The 14,869-nt window shown below is 70.3% G+C and carries 15 protein-coding genes and 1 tRNA gene; 9 read left to right on the top strand and 7 right to left on the bottom strand.

The features are described from left to right. Positions 1–61 precede the first annotated feature (61 nt). On the bottom strand, positions 62–811 hold the full coding sequence (locus SPF06_RS02635) for an ABC transporter permease (RefSeq protein ID WP_323277362.1): 750 nt from the start codon (positions 809–811) through the stop codon (positions 62–64). A gap of 62 nt (positions 812–873) precedes the next feature. Here SPF06_RS02635 and SPF06_RS02630 point away from each other — a divergent pair, with 62 nt between their 5' ends. After that, positions 874–2,307 (top strand): FAD-dependent oxidoreductase, encoded by a 1,434-nt coding sequence (locus SPF06_RS02630; RefSeq protein WP_323277361.1) that lies wholly within the window; start codon positions 874–876, stop codon positions 2,305–2,307. Positions 2,308–2,319: 12 nt separating this feature from the next. Here the strand turns inward: SPF06_RS02630 and SPF06_RS02625 are convergent, their stop codons facing one another. Beyond that, positions 2,320–2,970, bottom strand: a complete 651-nt coding sequence (locus tag SPF06_RS02625) for a hypothetical protein (protein ID WP_323277360.1) — start codon at positions 2,968–2,970, stop codon at positions 2,320–2,322. A gap of 243 nt (positions 2,971–3,213) precedes the next feature. Between SPF06_RS02625 and SPF06_RS02620 the strand changes: the two genes are divergently transcribed. The 3 genes from SPF06_RS02620 to SPF06_RS02610 all read left to right on the top strand — a co-directional run bounded on the left by SPF06_RS02620 (position 3,214) and on the right by SPF06_RS02610 (position 7,265). Beyond that, entirely contained in the window at positions 3,214–4,818 is a 1,605-nt protein-coding gene (locus SPF06_RS02620) for a sigma-70 family RNA polymerase sigma factor (RefSeq protein WP_323277359.1), read from the top strand. A 238-nt stretch (positions 4,819–5,056) separates the two neighbouring features. Then, positions 5,057–6,589 carry an APC family permease gene (locus tag SPF06_RS02615; protein WP_323277358.1) on the top strand — a complete coding sequence of 511 codons (1,533 nt, stop codon included), beginning with the start codon at positions 5,057–5,059 and terminating at the stop codon, positions 6,587–6,589. A gap of 82 nt (positions 6,590–6,671) precedes the next feature. After that, positions 6,672–7,265, top strand: coding sequence for a TetR/AcrR family transcriptional regulator (locus SPF06_RS02610; RefSeq protein ID WP_323277357.1), 594 nt, complete (start codon positions 6,672–6,674; stop codon positions 7,263–7,265). 12 nt (positions 7,266–7,277) lie between these two features. On the opposite strand, the gene SPF06_RS02605 is transcribed toward SPF06_RS02610, so the two are convergent. Further along, positions 7,278–7,748 carry a Fur family transcriptional regulator gene (locus SPF06_RS02605; RefSeq protein ID WP_323277356.1) on the bottom strand — a complete coding sequence of 157 codons (471 nt, stop codon included), beginning with the start codon at positions 7,746–7,748 and terminating at the stop codon, positions 7,278–7,280. A gap of 163 nt (positions 7,749–7,911) precedes the next feature. Here SPF06_RS02605 and SPF06_RS02600 point away from each other — a divergent pair, with 163 nt between their 5' ends. Both SPF06_RS02600 and htpX read left to right on the top strand, forming a co-directional pair. Beyond that, complete coding sequence (locus SPF06_RS02600) at positions 7,912–8,709, top strand: esterase/lipase family protein (RefSeq protein WP_323277355.1); 798 nt, start codon at positions 7,912–7,914, stop codon at positions 8,707–8,709. A 29-nt stretch (positions 8,710–8,738) separates the two neighbouring features. Beyond that, positions 8,739–9,614, top strand: coding sequence for a zinc metalloprotease HtpX (htpX, locus tag SPF06_RS02595; protein ID WP_323277354.1), 876 nt, complete (start codon positions 8,739–8,741; stop codon positions 9,612–9,614). A 40-nt stretch (positions 9,615–9,654) separates the two neighbouring features. Here htpX and SPF06_RS02590 read toward each other — a convergent pair whose 3' ends face one another. Genes SPF06_RS02590 through SPF06_RS02580 form a run of 3 tightly spaced genes read right to left on the bottom strand, consistent with a single transcriptional unit; the run spans position 9,655 to position 12,052 of the window. Then, entirely contained in the window at positions 9,655–10,227 is a 573-nt protein-coding gene (locus SPF06_RS02590) for an RDD family protein (protein WP_323277353.1), read from the bottom strand. Next, positions 10,224–11,000 carry a hypothetical protein gene (locus SPF06_RS02585; RefSeq protein ID WP_323277352.1) on the bottom strand — a complete coding sequence of 259 codons (777 nt, stop codon included), beginning with the start codon at positions 10,998–11,000 and terminating at the stop codon, positions 10,224–10,226. Before SPF06_RS02585 ends, SPF06_RS02590 begins: the two co-directional genes overlap by 4 nt. Further along, on the bottom strand, positions 10,997–12,052 hold the full coding sequence (locus tag SPF06_RS02580; protein WP_323277351.1) for a WXG100 family type VII secretion target: 1,056 nt from the start codon (positions 12,050–12,052) through the stop codon (positions 10,997–10,999). Before SPF06_RS02580 ends, SPF06_RS02585 begins: the two co-directional genes overlap by 4 nt. A 162-nt stretch (positions 12,053–12,214) precedes the next feature. Here SPF06_RS02580 and SPF06_RS02575 point away from each other — a divergent pair, with 162 nt between their 5' ends. Further along, on the top strand, positions 12,215–13,486 hold the full coding sequence (locus tag SPF06_RS02575) for an MFS transporter (RefSeq protein ID WP_323277350.1): 1,272 nt from the start codon (positions 12,215–12,217) through the stop codon (positions 13,484–13,486). 180 nt (positions 13,487–13,666) lie between these two features. Here the strand turns inward: SPF06_RS02575 and SPF06_RS02570 are convergent, their stop codons facing one another. Beyond that, positions 13,667–14,152, bottom strand: a complete 486-nt coding sequence (locus SPF06_RS02570) for a YajQ family cyclic di-GMP-binding protein (protein WP_323277349.1) — start codon at positions 14,150–14,152, stop codon at positions 13,667–13,669. A gap of 181 nt (positions 14,153–14,333) precedes the next feature. On the opposite strand from SPF06_RS02570, the gene SPF06_RS02565 reads away from it, so the two are divergent. Next, on the top strand, positions 14,334–14,648 hold the full coding sequence (locus SPF06_RS02565) for a hypothetical protein (protein ID WP_323277348.1): 315 nt from the start codon (positions 14,334–14,336) through the stop codon (positions 14,646–14,648). Between the two features lie 105 nt (positions 14,649–14,753). Beyond that, a tRNA-Tyr gene (locus SPF06_RS02560) sits at positions 14,754–14,835 on the top strand. The last annotated feature ends 34 nt before the right edge of the window (positions 14,836–14,869 follow it).

Raw genomic sequence — 14,869 nt, 5'->3', positions numbered from 1 at the left:
GTCACGACCGTACAACGGGAATGCCCCTGTCAGGTATTCCTGCGGGGGGTGGTCCGCGAGCTCAGGCCATCCGGTGGGTCCAGCGCCCCGACGCGCAGAGCCGGAGCGCGACGGCGGCCGCGATCGCCGAGACGGCGACGAGCGAGACGAGCACGACGAGTTGGACGATCGCCGCGTCGACGGGGCTGGCCCCGCCGAGCACCATGCCGACGAACGCCCCCGGGAGCGTGACCGTGCCGACTGTCCGGGTCTGGTCGAGCGCGGGAATGAGGGCTTCCCGGGCCGTATGCCGGGCCACGAGCAGGCGCGCGGGCCGCCATTCGAAGCCGAGGGCGACGGCGGCCTCGACTTCTCCGCGCCGTGTGTCGAGTTCGGCGAGGACCCGGCGTGCGGCGAGGCTCGTCGTCGTCATCGCGCCGCCCACCTGCTGGCCGATGAGCGCGATGAGCGCGAGCCCGTTCAACGGCAGCACGCCCGTCGCGAGCAGGATGAGCACGGGCGGCGCAACGCCCGCCGCGATCGGCGCGGCGGCCCACCACCAGCGAGTGCGGTCGGCGCGCCGCCCCGCCGTCACGACCGCGATGACGAACATCGCGAACGTGAACGCGAGCGCGAGGAGGGGATCCTTCCCGAGCTGGGAGACGAGGAGGGCGACGACGGCGAGCTGGCCAACGGCGCGAAGGCTTGCCGTGGCGGGCGGCCGCCAGCCGCCGTCGAGCGCCCAGCGGTGCACGGCTGAGGCGAGCGCGGTCAGGAGGACGACGGCGACGACGACGCCGGGCCCGAGTCCCAGGAGCGTCGAGGTCTGCACGCGAACTACAATAAGAGGTTGCGCGCCCAATCCTGCGCGCACGCCGCCGGAAGGATCATCCCGTGACCAACGTCCCTGCTGCACGACCGCTGCGCGTCGCCATCATCGGCGCCGGGCCCGCCGGAGTCTACGCGGCAGACATCCTGACGAAGTCGAACGAGGTCAAGGGCGGCGACTTCGAGGTCAGCATCGACCTTTTCGACCAGTACCCCGCGCCGTACGGGCTTATCCGCTACGGCGTCGCGCCGGACCACCCCCGCATCAAGGGCATCGTCAACGCCCTTCACAGGGTGCTCGACCGAGGCGACATCCGCTTCATCGGCAACGTCACGTATGGGCGCGATGTGACGCTGAGCGACTTCCGGCACTTCTACGATGCGGTGATCTTCGCGACGGGCGCGATCAAGGACGCGAAGCTTGAGATCCCCGGAGCCGACCTCGAGGGCTCGTACGGCGGCGCCGACTTCGTCTCGTGGTACGACGGCCACCCGGACGTCTCGCGCGACTGGCCGCTCGAGGCCAAGGAGGTCGCGGTCATCGGCAACGGCAACGTGGCCCTCGACGTCGCGCGCATGCTCTCGAAGCACGCGGACGACCTCCTTGTCACGGAGATCCCGGACAACGTGTACCAGGTGCTCAAGGGCAGCCCCGTCACGGACGTGCACGTGTTCGGCCGGCGAGGCCCCGCACAGGTCAAGTTCACGCCGCTCGAGCTGCGTGAGCTCTCGCACTCGCGAGACGTCGACATTGTGCTGTACCCCGAGGACTTCGAGTTCGACGAGGCCTCGGACGAGGCGATCCGCACGAACAACCAGGTCAAGACCATGGTCAACACCCTCGCGAACTGGATCGCCGAGGACCAGGACACGGGAGCTTCGCGGCGCCTCCACCTTCATTTCCTCCACAGCCCGGTCGAGATCTACGACTCCCCCGAGGCCCCCGGGAAGGTCGCCGGGATCCGCTTCGAGCGCATGGAGCTCGACGGCACGGGCAACGTGAGCGGCACGGGCGAGTTCGAGGACTACCCGGTGCAGGCGGTGTACCGCGCGATCGGCTACCACGGCTCCGAGCTGGCCGAGCTCGAGTACGACGCACACCGAGGCGTCATCCCGAACGACGGCGGCCGCGTCCTCGACGAGGAAGGCAGCCCGGTTCCCGGCGTCTACACGACGGGCTGGATCAAGCGCGGACCCGTGGGCCTCATCGGCCACACGAAGGGCGACGCGCTCGAGACGATCGGCTGCCTCCTCGAAGACCGCGACTCGCTGCCGCCCGCCCAGAACCCCGACGAGCACGCGATCATCGCGCTCCTTGAGGAACGCGGCGTCGAGTACACGACGTGGGAGGGCTGGAACGAGCTCGACGCGCACGAGAAGTCGCTGGGCGAGAAGTTCACGGCCGAGTCGGCGGAGCAGGGAGCCGCGGTCGAGCGCGAGCGCGTCAAGGTCGTGCCGCGGGACGAGATGGTGCGCATCTCCCGCAAGCGCAAGCACTGACCCCCGAACGCGTCAGCGGCGCAGGCTCTCGAGCAGGAGCGCGACCCCGTTCGCCGTCCTCGGCAGCGGTTCGACGTCGAGGCGGCACCCGCGGCCCTTCTCGACGCGGAAGAGCCGGTCGAGCCGGGCCGCCGCGTCGTGCAGCCTCGCGAACGCCCCCTTGGCGCGCGGCATGAGCGAGGCGATCGTCGCGCCGGTGTGGCTCAGTACCGCCGCGGAGCCCGCGAACGCATCGAGAACCTCGCGCCCGAGCGTCACCTGGACCTCCCACGGGAGTGACGCGACGCTCGCCGTCCCCTCGGGGAGCCGCAGTACGGCGACGAGCCTCGCGTCGGTGGCTGCGCCGTCGCCCGCCGCATCGTCTTCCGAGTAGAGCTCATAGATGCGGGCGCGGAAGTGGGCCCACGTCGAGAGCCCCGTGGCGGGGTCGACGCACGAGATGCCGGGGCAGCAGCCGTCCGCGAACTCGGCCCACGTCTCCGCGAACGCCGCGACAAGCTGGGCCGGCGCGGCCATGCCGAGCGCGCCGAAGAACGCGAAGAGGTCCATGACGGCCTCCGCGGCGCCGACGCCCTGTTCGGCGCGGGCCCGTCCGAGGGCGCGCACGGAGGGCTCGAGGCCCGCAGCCGACGCCGATCGGGACGCGGAGCGGACCAGATCCATCACCTCGGGACACAGCCAGTCGCTCGCAACGCGCCAGGAACCACAGAGCGCGTCGTGACGCCAAGAACGGAGGAGCTGGTCGTGTCCCTTCGGCCGACTCCTCGGTGTCACAAGGTGGGTCATACGTGCTGAGAGGCGAGAACCTCGCACCTATGACGCGAAATTCGCCTCGGAACTCACGTCATAGAATCGATACCCGAGACTCACGTATGCGTGACCGTCAACAGCGGGAAGGAACAATCCATGACCGCACGTGCCGATCCCGCGACCGCGGCACTTGCTGCCCCGAGCGACGCCGAGCTGATCGCTGAGGTTCGCGCCGGGGACACCGAAGCGTACGCGCGCCTCTTCGAGCGCCACCATAGCGCCGCCGTCGGGCTCGCGCGCCGCTACGCGCGCAATGCGAGCGACGCCGAAGACCTCGCCGCCGAGGGCTTCGCGAACGTCCTCACGGCCCTGCGGAGCGGCTCCGGCCCGGACGCGTTCTTCCGGGCCTACCTCTTCACGTCCATTTCGCGCCTCGCAGCGCGCGGGAACATCAAGGCGAATCGCCAGACGCTCAGCGACGAGATGGAGCGCTACGAGGGCGAGCAGCCGTACGACGACCCCGTGCTCGCGGGCTTCGAGTCCGACGCCGTCGCCGCCGCCTTCCGTTCCCTTCCCGAGCGCTGGCAGGCCGTGCTCTGGTACACGGAGGTTGACGGCATGCAGCCCGCCGCGGTCGCGCCGCTCCTCGGCCTCTCGCCCAACGCGGTCTCCGCCCTCGCGCTGCGCGCCCGCGAAGGCCTCCGGCAGGCGTACCTCCAGGCCCACGTCTCGGCGTCGGCCGTCGAGGACGCGTGCGCAGGGTTCGCCGACAAGCTCGGCGCGTACGCACGCAACGGGCTGAGCCCGCGCAACGAGGCGAAAGTGGGCGAGCACCTCCACGACTGCCCGCGGTGCACGGCCGCCCTGCTCCAGCTCCAGGACGTGGGCCACGGCATGCGCGGAATCGTGTTCCCGCTTGTCACCGCGCTTCCGTTCGCTCTGCCGGCGGCCGGGAAGATCGTGGGCGGCGGGCTATTCGTGGGGTTCCTCGCGTGGCTACGGGGGATTTTCGACAAGCTTGGGCCGCGGAACCTTGCGCTTGGTGCCGCGGTCGCTGCCGTGGCCGTCATCGGCGGGATCGCCTTCGCGGCCCTGACGACGACGCCGGAGCCTCCCGCCGCCGCCCCCTCGCCCGCCGCGTCGGCCCCGGATGCGGGTTCGTCCGGGTCAGGTGGGGGAGCGGGCCTGGCCGCCGCACCAGTTCCCGCCACCACCGCGGCCTCGCCGGCGCCCACGGAGGCGCCTGCCCCCGCGCCCGCACCTGTTGCGGGCGCGCCGGCGCCGGTCCAGCGGGCCGCGCCCGCGCGCCAGCCGGCCCCCGCGCCTGCGCCCGCCCCGGCACCGGCTCCGGCTCCTGAACCGGTCGCATCCCCAAGCCCGACGCCGACGCCGAGCCCAACTGCGACATACCCGTACACCCTCACCGCGACGTCGACCCCCACCTCGGGGGTCCCGAGTTCGGACACGATTCAGCTTGGCGTTAGCCCTGCGAACCCTCCCAAGACGTCGACTGCCGCGGTCGTCACCGTGAAGTACCAGTCGGTGTTGAGCCCGGGCTCGCAGTCGCCGTGGTCGTGTTCGCTTCCGGTCACCGACTTCACGACGAACGTCTCCACGATCACGTGCACAACTCCTTACACGGGAGGAAACCAAGTCTCGCCGCTCGTGCTCGATTGGCTCACCAGCACGGCACCGGGGGTCTCGGGCACCGCCGTCATGGAACAGGGCAGCACTCCGGTCTCGAACACCGAGGAGTTCTAGCCCACGACGTTCACGGGAAGTCGCCTCGTCGCAGGCCGCAGTCCCCTTATCGCTCCAGAAGTCACCCTCAAGAGGACTTCCAAGCGATAAGGGGACTGCCAACCGCGACGAGTGGCCTCGCTCGGCCGGCCCACGCCCAACCGTCCGCATGGCGAGACGATTTGAGCGTCCCATGAGGTGGACTCCTAAGGTTAACGGGTTTGTTCTGGCCCCGGCCGCCCCGACCCTCAGGTAGACGATGAAGATCCTCCGCACCAAGCCCATCGAGCAGACGCTTGCCGATTCGAACGAGCCCGGCAGGCGTCTCAAGCGTTCCCTCAGCACGTGGGACCTCATGATCATGGGCATCGCGGTCGCGGTCGGCGCCGGCATCTTCTCGGTCGGTGCGAAGGCTGCCGCGAACTTCGCGGGACCGGCCGTCACGGTCTCGTTCGCGGTCGCCGCCGTCGCGTGCGCGCTCGCGATCATGTGCTACGCGGAGTTCGCGACGGCGATCCCCGTGGCGGGCTCCGCCTACGTCTTCACGTACGCGACCATGGGCGAACTCCTCGCGTGGATCATCGGCTGGAACCTCATCCTCGAGCTCTTCACGGCGGCGGCCGTCGTCGCGAAGTACTGGGGCCTCTACCTCAGCAAGGTCTTCTCGCTCGTGGGGCTCAGCATTCCGCCGAGCATCCACCTCGGCGGAATCGAGCTCGTGTGGGGCCCGTTCCTCATCGTCTCGGTCTTCACCGTCCTGCTGGTCCTCGGCACGAAGCTCTCGGCGCGCGTCGGCAACGTCTTCACGATCGTCAAGATCGCCGTCGTCCTCTTCGTCATCGTCGTCGGCTTCATGTACGTCAAGGCGCAGAACTACGCGCCGTTCGTTCCCGCCGCCGTCCCGGCGCACGGCAGCGATGGCACGGCCGTGCTCAAGCAGTCCCTGTTTGCGTTCGCTACCGGCGCCGCCCCGGCCCAGTACGGACTCTTCGGCGTCTTCGCGGGCGCGGCGCTCGTGTTCTTCGCGTTCATCGGCTTCGACGTCGTCGCGACGAGCGCCGAGGAAGTCAAGGACCCGCAGAAGACTCTCCCGCGCGGCATCTTCGCGGGCCTCGGAGCCGTGACGCTCCTCTACATCCTCGTCTCGCTTGCGCTCACGGGCATGGTCCCGTACACGACGCTCGCGGCCGCCGAGCAGCCCACCCTGACCACGGCGTTCGAGGCCGTGGGCAACACGGACGCCGCCAAGGTCATCGCGTTCGGCTCGCTCGTGGGCCTCACGACGGTCATCATGGTGCTCCTCATGGGCTTTGCCCGCGTCGTGCTCGCGATGAGCCGCGACGGCCTCCTGCCCCGTGCGCTCTCGGTCACCTCGGACAAGCGGTCGACGCCGGCCCGCCTCCAGATCCTGTGCGGTGTCCTGGTCGCCGTGGTTGCGGGCCTTACCCAGGTGGACGTGCTCGAGGAGATGATCAACATCGGCACGCTCTCCGCGTTCGTCGTCGTGAGCCTCGGCATCATCGTGCTGCGCCGCCGTCGCCCGGACCTCAAGCCGTCCTTCCGCGTTCCGTTCGGGAAGGTGCTCCCGGTCGTCTCGGCGCTCCTGTGCCTCTACCTCATGACGAATCTGGCGGTCGAAACGTGGATCTACTTCGCCGGTTGGCTTGTGGTGGGCCTTGTAATCTATTTTGCATATGGACAGCGGAATTCCCGTCTCAACGATCGTTTTGCGGAAGCCCGCGCTGCCGTCGACGCGAACGACGTCGAGGGCGTCGCGAGCCGCGTGTCCTGAACCGCCTGTAGGATCGCAGGCGGGGATGGAGGCACTATACGGCCACTCACGCGTGTGACGGTCGAAGCGAGGACATCGGTTTATGGCTAGACCGCCACGGCCTGAGCGCAAGACGGAGCTGCTCGAGCAGATTCTTGACTTCCTTCTGGACAAGACGCTAGCGGACCTGACCTTCCGGAGCCTCGCCGACGGCCTCGGCATCAGCAGCTACGTTCTCGTCTACCACTTCGGGAACCGCGAACAGCTCGTCGCCGAGATCATCCGGGGGATCGAGTCCCGCTTCGATGTTCATCGGCCGGGGGCGGACCGTCTCACCGTGGACGGTCTCGTCCTGTGGGCGCGGGCGGTGTTCGAGAACTCGCTCGACCATCGCGGCCGGCACCTCCAGCGCCTCGAGTTCGAGGCCGCGGTGCAGGACGTCGTGGCTCCCCAGCCCCGCGGGAACAGCGCGACCGGCTATCTTGCGTGGTGCCGGTTCCTTGCGGCGTGGCTCGAGCACGAGGGTGTTCCCGCCGACGAGGCTGCGGTGCTGGCGCGGACGTTCATCGCGGCCGTCATCGGGGTCCTGTACGACTACGTGATCTTCGGCGACCGCCCGGCGGCGACCGCCTCGTTCGAGAAGATCGTCGACGCGTTCATCCGCGAGCTCGCGGCGAGCCGCGCCGCGCTCGGCTGATCGCGGGTCCGCCTACGAGGACGGCAATCCCGCGGCGGGATGCGCGGCGGCCTGCTTGGCGGCGCACTCGGAGCAGATGCCGACGTAGGTCACGTCGGCGATCATGATCGTCATCCCGTGCGTGTCGCTCGGGGTGAGGCACGGCGCGTGGCCGACGGCGCATTCGACGTCCTCGACCCGCCCGCAGGACGAGCAGATGGCGTGGTGATGGTTGTCGCCCACGCGCGTCTCGTAGAGGGCTGGGGAGTGCGGCGGTTCGAAGCGCCGCAGCATGCCGAGGTCCGTGAGGTCGCCGAGCACGACGTAGACGGACTGCGGCGTGAGCTCGGGGAGCGCCTCGCGGGCCTGGGCGAGGATCGCGTCGGCTGGGGAATGAGGGTGGCGATCGACGGCGTCGAGCACCGCGAGCCGCTGGCGGGTCACCCGTCGCCCGTGATCGCGGAGGGCCGAGGTCCAGCCCTCGATCCCGTGCATCGGTTCCATGACCCCATTGAAGCATTTATTTTGATCAGCTCACAATAAAGCGCCTTGCCGAGCGGGTTGGGCCGTGTGACAGGCGGAACACAGCTCCGCTCGCTACTCTGGGCGGCGGGGGACGGCGTGTCCCCGCGACGGGGTCCGTCCCCTTGCCTGGAAGGAGCCATCCATGGACGCTGCCATGCGAACGACGGCGATGCCGCCGCCGGCGCTTGCGGTCGCGGGCGGCGTCGTTCTCGACGCCTGGTACGCGCTCGTCCGGCAGGTGGCGGCGCTCCGGGCCGAGAGCACGGCAGGGCGCGCGACGGCGGCGGGCAGCACGGGGGAACTCACGATCGCCCCCGCGCCGGGCACCGCGGCCGGAGGCTCCACGCACACGACGGCCCCCGCCGTCGTCGTCCTCATTCCGGGGGTCTACGAACCCGCCGGGTTCATGGACCCCCTCCGCCGCAGGCTCGAGGGCCGCGGGCACCGCGTCATCGCGGTCCCCGAACTCGGCTACAACCGCCGCACGATCCCGGACTCCGCAGCGGCCGTCGCCGGACGGCTCCGTGCGCTCGGGGTGCGGGGCGCCGTCGTCGTCGCCCATAGCAAGGGCGGGCTCATCGGGAAGCTGCTCATGACCGCGTATGCGGACGAGGGACTCGTCCGGCGCATGCTCGCGGTCTCGACCCCGTTCGAAGGAGCCCGTTACTCCCGCTACGCCCCCACCCGGCCGCTGCGCTCGTTCCACGCGGGACACCCTGTCATGGGCTCGCTCGCGAAGAACCTCGAGGCGAACGCGCGTATCGTCTCGGTCGGCGCCGTCGTGGACCCGCTCATCGGCCGCGCGACGAGGCTCGACGGCGCCCGCAACGTAGTGCTTCCCGTGGTCGGGCACTTCCGCATCCTCGCCGATCCGGGCCTGCTGGCGATCGTCGAGGACTTCCTCGCGGACCCCGGGGAAACTGGGGAGCAAGCGGGCTGATTCGTTCGTTGAGGGAGCAGGAGGTCACTGTGCACAACCATCACAACGGACTCAAGACGGCCGCCCTGTTCGGCGTCCTCTGGGCCGTGCTCCTCGGCATCGGAGCGCTCATCGGCGTCGGCACCCGCAGCGCCGCGCCCATCTGGATCTTCGCCGTCATCGGCCTCGCGACGACGGCGTTCAGCTACTGGAACAGCGACAAGATCGCGCTCCGGTCCATGCAGGCCTACCCCGTCACGGAGGAGCAGGCGCCGGGGCTGTACCAAATTGTCCGCGAGCTCTCGCAGCGCGCGAACCAGCCCATGCCGCGCATCTACATCTCGCCGACGCAGGCGCCCAACGCGTTCGCGACCGGGCGCGACCCCGCGCACGCCGCCGTGTGCTGCACCGAGGGAATCCTCCAGATGCTCGATGCGCGCGAGCTCCGCGGCGTGCTCGGCCACGAGCTCATGCACGTCTACAACCGGGACATCCTCACGTCCTCGATCGCGGCGGCCGTGGCAGGCGTCATCACCTCGGTCGCGCAGTTCGCGATGTTCTTCGGCGGCGGCCGCGACAACCGCAACGCGAATCCGATCGCGCTGCTCGTCCTCGCCCTCTTCGCGCCGTTCGCCGCGAGCCTCATCCAGCTCGCGATCTCGCGCACCCGCGAGTACGACGCCGACGAGGACGGCTCACGCCTCACGGGCGATCCGCTCGGGCTCGCCTCGGCGCTCAACAAGATCGACGGCGGCGTGCGGCAGTACCCGCTCCCGCAGGACCAGTCGCTCGTCAACACGTCCCACCTCATGATCGCGAACCCGTTCAAGCGCGGCGGCGGCGTTGCCAACATGTTCTCGACGCACCCGCCGATGGCGGACCGCATCGCGCGGCTCGAGGCCATGGCCGGCCAGATCGGGCGCTGAACACCCGGTCGCTCCCTGCGGAGGTCCGGGGGGCGCGGGCTCAGGCTTGGCGGCGCCGCTCGCGCTCCCGCTCCCGGGCTTCACGGAGGGCGACGCGCGGATCGGGCACGGGTGCCGTGCCGCGCTCGATCCCCGCGCGCAGGTCGCGGGCAGCGTAGCGCGCGGTCCACACGTCAACCGGCCCGCCTGAGAAGACGGCCGTGACCGTGAAGACGACGAACAGCGGGGCGAACGACCACAGGACGGCACGCCAGCCCCCGCGCCACGGGCCGGGCCCAGTCCCGTCGTCGAGCCGAATGGCCCGGATACCGGCCGCGCGGTCGCCGAGGCTTCCCGCCGTCCCAGCGATGACGCCATAGCCGAAGACCACGGCGAACCACGCCACCGCGCACACTCCGAAGATCGCGGAGCCGGAGGCCGCCGTGCGCGCGAGCGCCGAGGCAACGACGCTGATGAGGACGCCCGCGACCACCAGGACGACGACGGCGTCGAGGACGCGGGCCCAGAAGACGCGCCCCGCCGGGGCGACGGCGAAGAGCTCGCCCGTGCTCGCGACTGTGCGGATCGGCTTCCCCGTCTGTCCGTCGACGAGCCTCGCTTCAGCGGCCGTCATGCCGCGGAGTTCACGAGTGCCGCGAGCGTCCCCTGAAGCGTCTGGCCGGATACGGGCTGAAGCGCGACCCGGGTCTGGCCCTCCCTCTCCTCCGGGACGAGGAGCGTGACGGTGGACCGGGAGACGTAGACGGTGAAGGAGCGCTCGGCGCCGTCGGCCGAAACGGCGGTCGCTACGGTCACCGCGAGGACCTCTCCGAGCCGTTCGAGCGCCACGGCCTCGAACTCCGACCGGTCCAGCGACTCGGGCGCGCCGTCGGTGCTCGCGACGGACTGCGGGTCGACGAAGCCCGCGACGAGCCCGCCGATTCCGCCCGGGGTGACCGCTCGGAACTCATGGAGGCCGGATTCGTCGACCGCCTCGGTGAGGATTCCGCCGTCGTGCACGTAGGCGTACAGCCAGGCGCTGCCCGTCGAGACCTGGCGCTCGAAGCGGACGAGCCGCGCCGCCGTGCGCCGGAGCACGAGCGCCCCCGTGATGTCGACGCTCGCCTCGAGCCCCACGGGGTCAAGGCTTCCCTCGGCGTGGACAGGATAGGCGATGCCCTTCGCGAGGAGGCCGCGGAGCGCCACGGCCGCGGCCATGTCCTTGCCGACCTCCTGGGACGCGACCCACGGGAGCTCGACGAGCTGCTCGCGGGAGGGCCCATCGAGGGCAAGCACCTCCTCGTCCGTGAGCGTCGGCAGGACGTGCCCCTCGTCGGTCGCGGCGTCGAGGACGGATGCGGCCGCCCGGACATCCCGCTCGGTCCACGTGATCTGTGACTGGGTCATCCGAAGATCCCTCCAATGAAGTTCGTGGCGGACTTCGCCGCGCTCGAGATGCCGCTCACCACACTATGCGCCGCGCCGCTCACGGCGTGGGAGACCCCGCTCGCGACCTCGGAAGCCGCCCCGGTGATTGTGCCCGTGACGTCGCCTGCGAAATGCGTGATCGATCCCCAGTGGTCATAGATCGCGTTGCCGAGCGCCCACCCCGCCGCGACGAGGCCCGCGCCGATCACGACCGGCGCGCCGATGGGGCCGAGCATCGCGGCACCGCCCGCCGTCGCGAGCATGATGCTCCCGACGCCGCCGACCACCGAGAGGCCTCCTGCGACCCGGTCGCCGACGCCCCGCAGGCCGTCGTGGCTCGGGCTGATGGCGTCGTGGATGCCTCCGACGATCGCAAACGGTGCGGCGAGCGCCCCCGCCCAGCGCAGGCCTTGGGAGAACTTGCCTGCGTCCTCGAAGGCCTGCGCGTACGGGATGCCCGAGCGAACCGACTGGAACGCTTCGGACAGGCTGTCCCCCGATCGGAGCGAATTCACGCCGTCCCGCAGGTGCGAGCCCACGCTCGCCCAGTCTTGGAAGAGCTCCTTGCCCTGGGCCCATTTCTCGGCGTTGATGCTGTAGGAGATCGCGCTCCAGAGCGCGCTTCCGACCTTCTTGGCGTCCTTGCCCGTATCGAAGATGTCGTTGAGAATGCTCAGGTCGCTCGGCGCGCCACCCGGTCCGGCGGGTGTGCCGGGCCCGCCCCCTGGCCCGACGGGCGAGCCGCCGATGGCGCCGGTGGACCCCTCGGACGCGGCCTCCTGAGCCGCCGCGTTCGAATACAGGGTCTTCGACGCCTCGTCGAGCCGCTGGGAAAGGGCCTTGAGCGCAGGGCCGTGCTGCCGGTGCCAGCGCTGGCGGAACTCCTCGGCGTCGGACCCGGCCCACACATCGGGGCGGGGGAGCAGGGCCGTGAGCTGCTGGCCCTGCCGGTCGACGTTCTGGGCGGCCTTGCCGAACTGCATGGCGAGCGCCCGGAGCTCCTCGACGTTGGCTCCCGAACGAATGGCCATGCGTTCTCCTTCCCCCACTAAAGGTGCGGCCCAGTCTGCGCCGTGCATATGGACCCTAGCGTGAAAGGTGCCCCGAGCGGCATGGGGAGACGTCCCCATGGCCGGCGCCGCGCCCTCGTCCGTTCGGGCCAGCGCCTGCTCGGCCCCGGGTAGTCTGTCCCGGTGCGAAGTCTGCTGGCCGATGTCTCCCCGCTCCGCGAGAGCCCGGACTTCCGCCGGATGTGGTCGGGGCAGCTCCTGAGCATCCTCGGAAGCCAGCTCACCCTCACGGCCGTGAGCCTTCAGGTCTACGACCTCACCCGCTCGAGCTTCAACGTCGGCCTTCTGGGGCTCGTCGCGCTCGTGCCGCTCGTCGCTGCCGGGCTCTACGGCGGCGCAGTCGTCGACGCATACGATCGGCGGGTCGTGGCGATCGCGTCGTCCTCGCTCCTGTGGGCCACAAGCGCGCTCATTGCCCTCCAGGCGTGGCTCCGGCTCGACAACGTCGAGCTCATCTACGCCCTCGTGGCGCTCCAGGCCCTGGGATCCGGCATCAATATGCCTGCGCGGAGCGCGATTGTTCCGCGGCTCATCCGGCCCGAGTTTCTCGCGGCGGCGAATTCCCTCAACATGATCACGTTCGGCCTCGGCGGGGCCGCGGGTCCGCTGCTCGCGGGCGCCCTCGTGGCGAGCGTGGGGTACGGATGGACCTACACCCTCGACGTGCTGAGCTTCACGGCCGCGATGTGGGCGCTCTTCCGGCTCCCGCCGCTCCCGCCCGAGGGCCGCGTGCGGCGTGCGGGGCTCCGTTCGGTCGGGGAGGGGCTGCAGTTCCTCGGCACGCGTCCCAACATCCGCATGACGTTCCTCATCGACCTCTGCGCGATGGTCTTCGCGATGCCGCGGTCCCTCCTGCCCGCCGTCGCTGCGCTGTCACTCGGCGGGGGAGCGGCCACGGCTGGAGCCCTCCTCGGGGCGATCGCCGCGGGGACTTTCCTCGGCGGGCTGTTCTCGGGGCCCGTCGGGCGCGTGCGGTGGCAGGGCCGCGGCGTCCAGATCGCCGTCGTCGCGTGGGGCGCGAGCATCCTCGCGTTCGGACTCGTGGTGCTCGGGGCCGGACGGACGACGCCGGGCGGCGCCACGTGGTGGGTCGTGCCCGCGGTCGCGTGCATGGTCGCCGCCGGTGCCGCCGATTCCGTGAGCGCCGCGCTGCGCTCGACGATCCTGCAGGCTGCGACGCCCGATGCGATGCGCGGCCGCCTCCAAGGCGTCTTCACGGTCGTCGTGGCCGGCGGGCCGCGCCTCGGCGACGTGTTCTCCGGCGGCCTCGCGGGCCTGCTCGGCGAGGGCACCGCCGTCGTCGTTGGCGCCCTCATGTGCGTAGCGCTCGTGGGGGTCCTGCGGGTGGCCCAGCCGCGCTTCGCCACGTACGACGCGCTGCATCCAGCGCCGTAGTCGCCCGGGCGGGGCGGCCGGGCCCGCGCGGCGCTGGGCAGGGGGTGCGGGCTGCCGGTGGCCTTAGGTGTCGCCGCACCAAGCAAGTGCTGCCCTGAGCCGCTTCTCCTTGCGGGATATCCCACGGAGAAGCGGCTCAGGGCAGCACACGCCGCTAAGCCAAGGAGATACTGGCCGGCCTCAGCGGAAGTTGACGAACTGGAGGTCCGCGTCTTCGAAGCCCTTGAGGAGCGCGATCGTGGCCTGGAGGTCGTCGCGCGACTTCGAGGAGACGCGCAGCTCGTCGCCCTGGATCTGGGCCTTGACGCTCTTGGGGCCCTCGTCGCGGATGAGCTTCGTGATCTTCTTGGCGTGCTCCTGCGAGATGCCCTCCTTGATGGAGGCCTCAATGCGGTATTCCTTGCCCGACGCGAACGGGTCCCCGGCGTCGAGCGACTTGAGCGAGATGCCGCGCTTGACGAGCTTTGACTGGAATACGTCGAGGACCGCCTTGACGCGCTCCTCAGAATTCGCCTTCATGAGGATCTTCTCGCCGCTGAAGTCGATCTCGGCGCCGACTCCCTTGAAGTCGTACCGCTGCGCGACTTCCTTCTGCGACTGGTTGAGAGCGTTGGCGACTTCCTGCTTGTCGACCTTGCTCACCACGTCGAACGTCGAATCAGCCATTGCTGCCTCCTACCCTGGCGCGCCGGGGCCCGGCGGCGCTCGCGATGTTGTCTGGGGCCAAGCCTAGTGCGTGTGCGCGGAGCGCGGCCTCCGGTCACAGTTCACTCATAGCCGAAGCCCAGCGGGAGCGCACGGTCGGGAGAGACCGTTGAACAGGACGGAAGCTCTCGAAGGAGGAAAGGTGGCGAGACGTCACGGCTCAGGGTCCGCAGGGTCGGCAGCCGCGGACGACGGCGCGCGGCGGGCACGGGCGACGGCGCGCGCCGTCGTCGGCGGGGTTGCGGCGGCTGCCGGCGGGGTCGTCGCGGCGACGCTCGCGGCGGGCATCGTCATGGCGCCGGCACAGGCCCCCATCGCCAGACTCGGCGGGATCCACGACGACCTCCAACGAGCCGTCGCGCTCCGCCAGATCACGCCCGAACAGGCCGCGATGTTCGAGGCGAAGCTCGAGCGAGAGATCCTCGGCCCGGGCTCGAACACGTCCTCTGAGGCGTAACGTGAGGGCGCGTCTGCGCCGATTCGACTGGTGGCCCGATGTTCTGTAAGGTTGTCTTGCTCGCCCAGCGGAACGAGGCTCAGGCCCGGCCCGTTGTGTGTGCTCGGCAGATTACCCGAGCGGCCAAAGGGGGCTGACTGTAAATCAGCTGGCATTGCCTACGGGGGTTCGAATCCCTCATCTGCCACCGATCCCCGGGAATCCGGGGAAGTCAGGCCCGC

The organism is Sinomonas terricola, assembly GCF_034931225.1.
Lineage (GTDB): Bacteria > Actinomycetota > Actinomycetes > Actinomycetales > Micrococcaceae > Sinomonas > Sinomonas terricola.
Note: the sequence above shows the minus strand (reverse complement) of the source record. Positions and strands in the feature narration are given on the sequence as shown.

What these genes read in the sequence shown, in the direction of transcription:
- SPF06_RS02625 (WP_323277360.1), bottom strand. Translation starts at nt 2,970, where the DNA reads ATGGATCTGGTCCGCTCCGCGTCCCGATCGGCGTCGGCTGCGGGCCTC.
- SPF06_RS02615 (WP_323277358.1), top strand. Translation starts at nt 5,057, where the DNA reads ATGAAGATCCTCCGCACCAAGCCCATCGAGCAGACGCTTGCCGATTCG.
- SPF06_RS02585 (WP_323277352.1), bottom strand. Translation starts at nt 11,000, where the DNA reads ATGACCCAGTCACAGATCACGTGGACCGAGCGGGATGTCCGGGCGGCC.
- SPF06_RS02600 (WP_323277355.1), top strand. Translation starts at nt 7,912, where the DNA reads ATGGACGCTGCCATGCGAACGACGGCGATGCCGCCGCCGGCGCTTGCG.
- SPF06_RS02610 (WP_323277357.1), top strand. Translation starts at nt 6,672, where the DNA reads ATGGCTAGACCGCCACGGCCTGAGCGCAAGACGGAGCTGCTCGAGCAG.
- SPF06_RS02580 (WP_323277351.1), bottom strand. Translation starts at nt 12,052, where the DNA reads ATGGCCATTCGTTCGGGAGCCAACGTCGAGGAGCTCCGGGCGCTCGCC.
- SPF06_RS02605 (WP_323277356.1), bottom strand. Translation starts at nt 7,748, where the DNA reads ATGGAACCGATGCACGGGATCGAGGGCTGGACCTCGGCCCTCCGCGAT.
- SPF06_RS02570 (WP_323277349.1), bottom strand. Translation starts at nt 14,152, where the DNA reads ATGGCTGATTCGACGTTCGACGTGGTGAGCAAGGTCGACAAGCAGGAA.
- SPF06_RS02590 (WP_323277353.1), bottom strand. Translation starts at nt 10,227, where the DNA reads ATGACGGCCGCTGAAGCGAGGCTCGTCGACGGACAGACGGGGAAGCCG.
- SPF06_RS02620 (WP_323277359.1), top strand. Translation starts at nt 3,214, where the DNA reads ATGACCGCACGTGCCGATCCCGCGACCGCGGCACTTGCTGCCCCGAGC.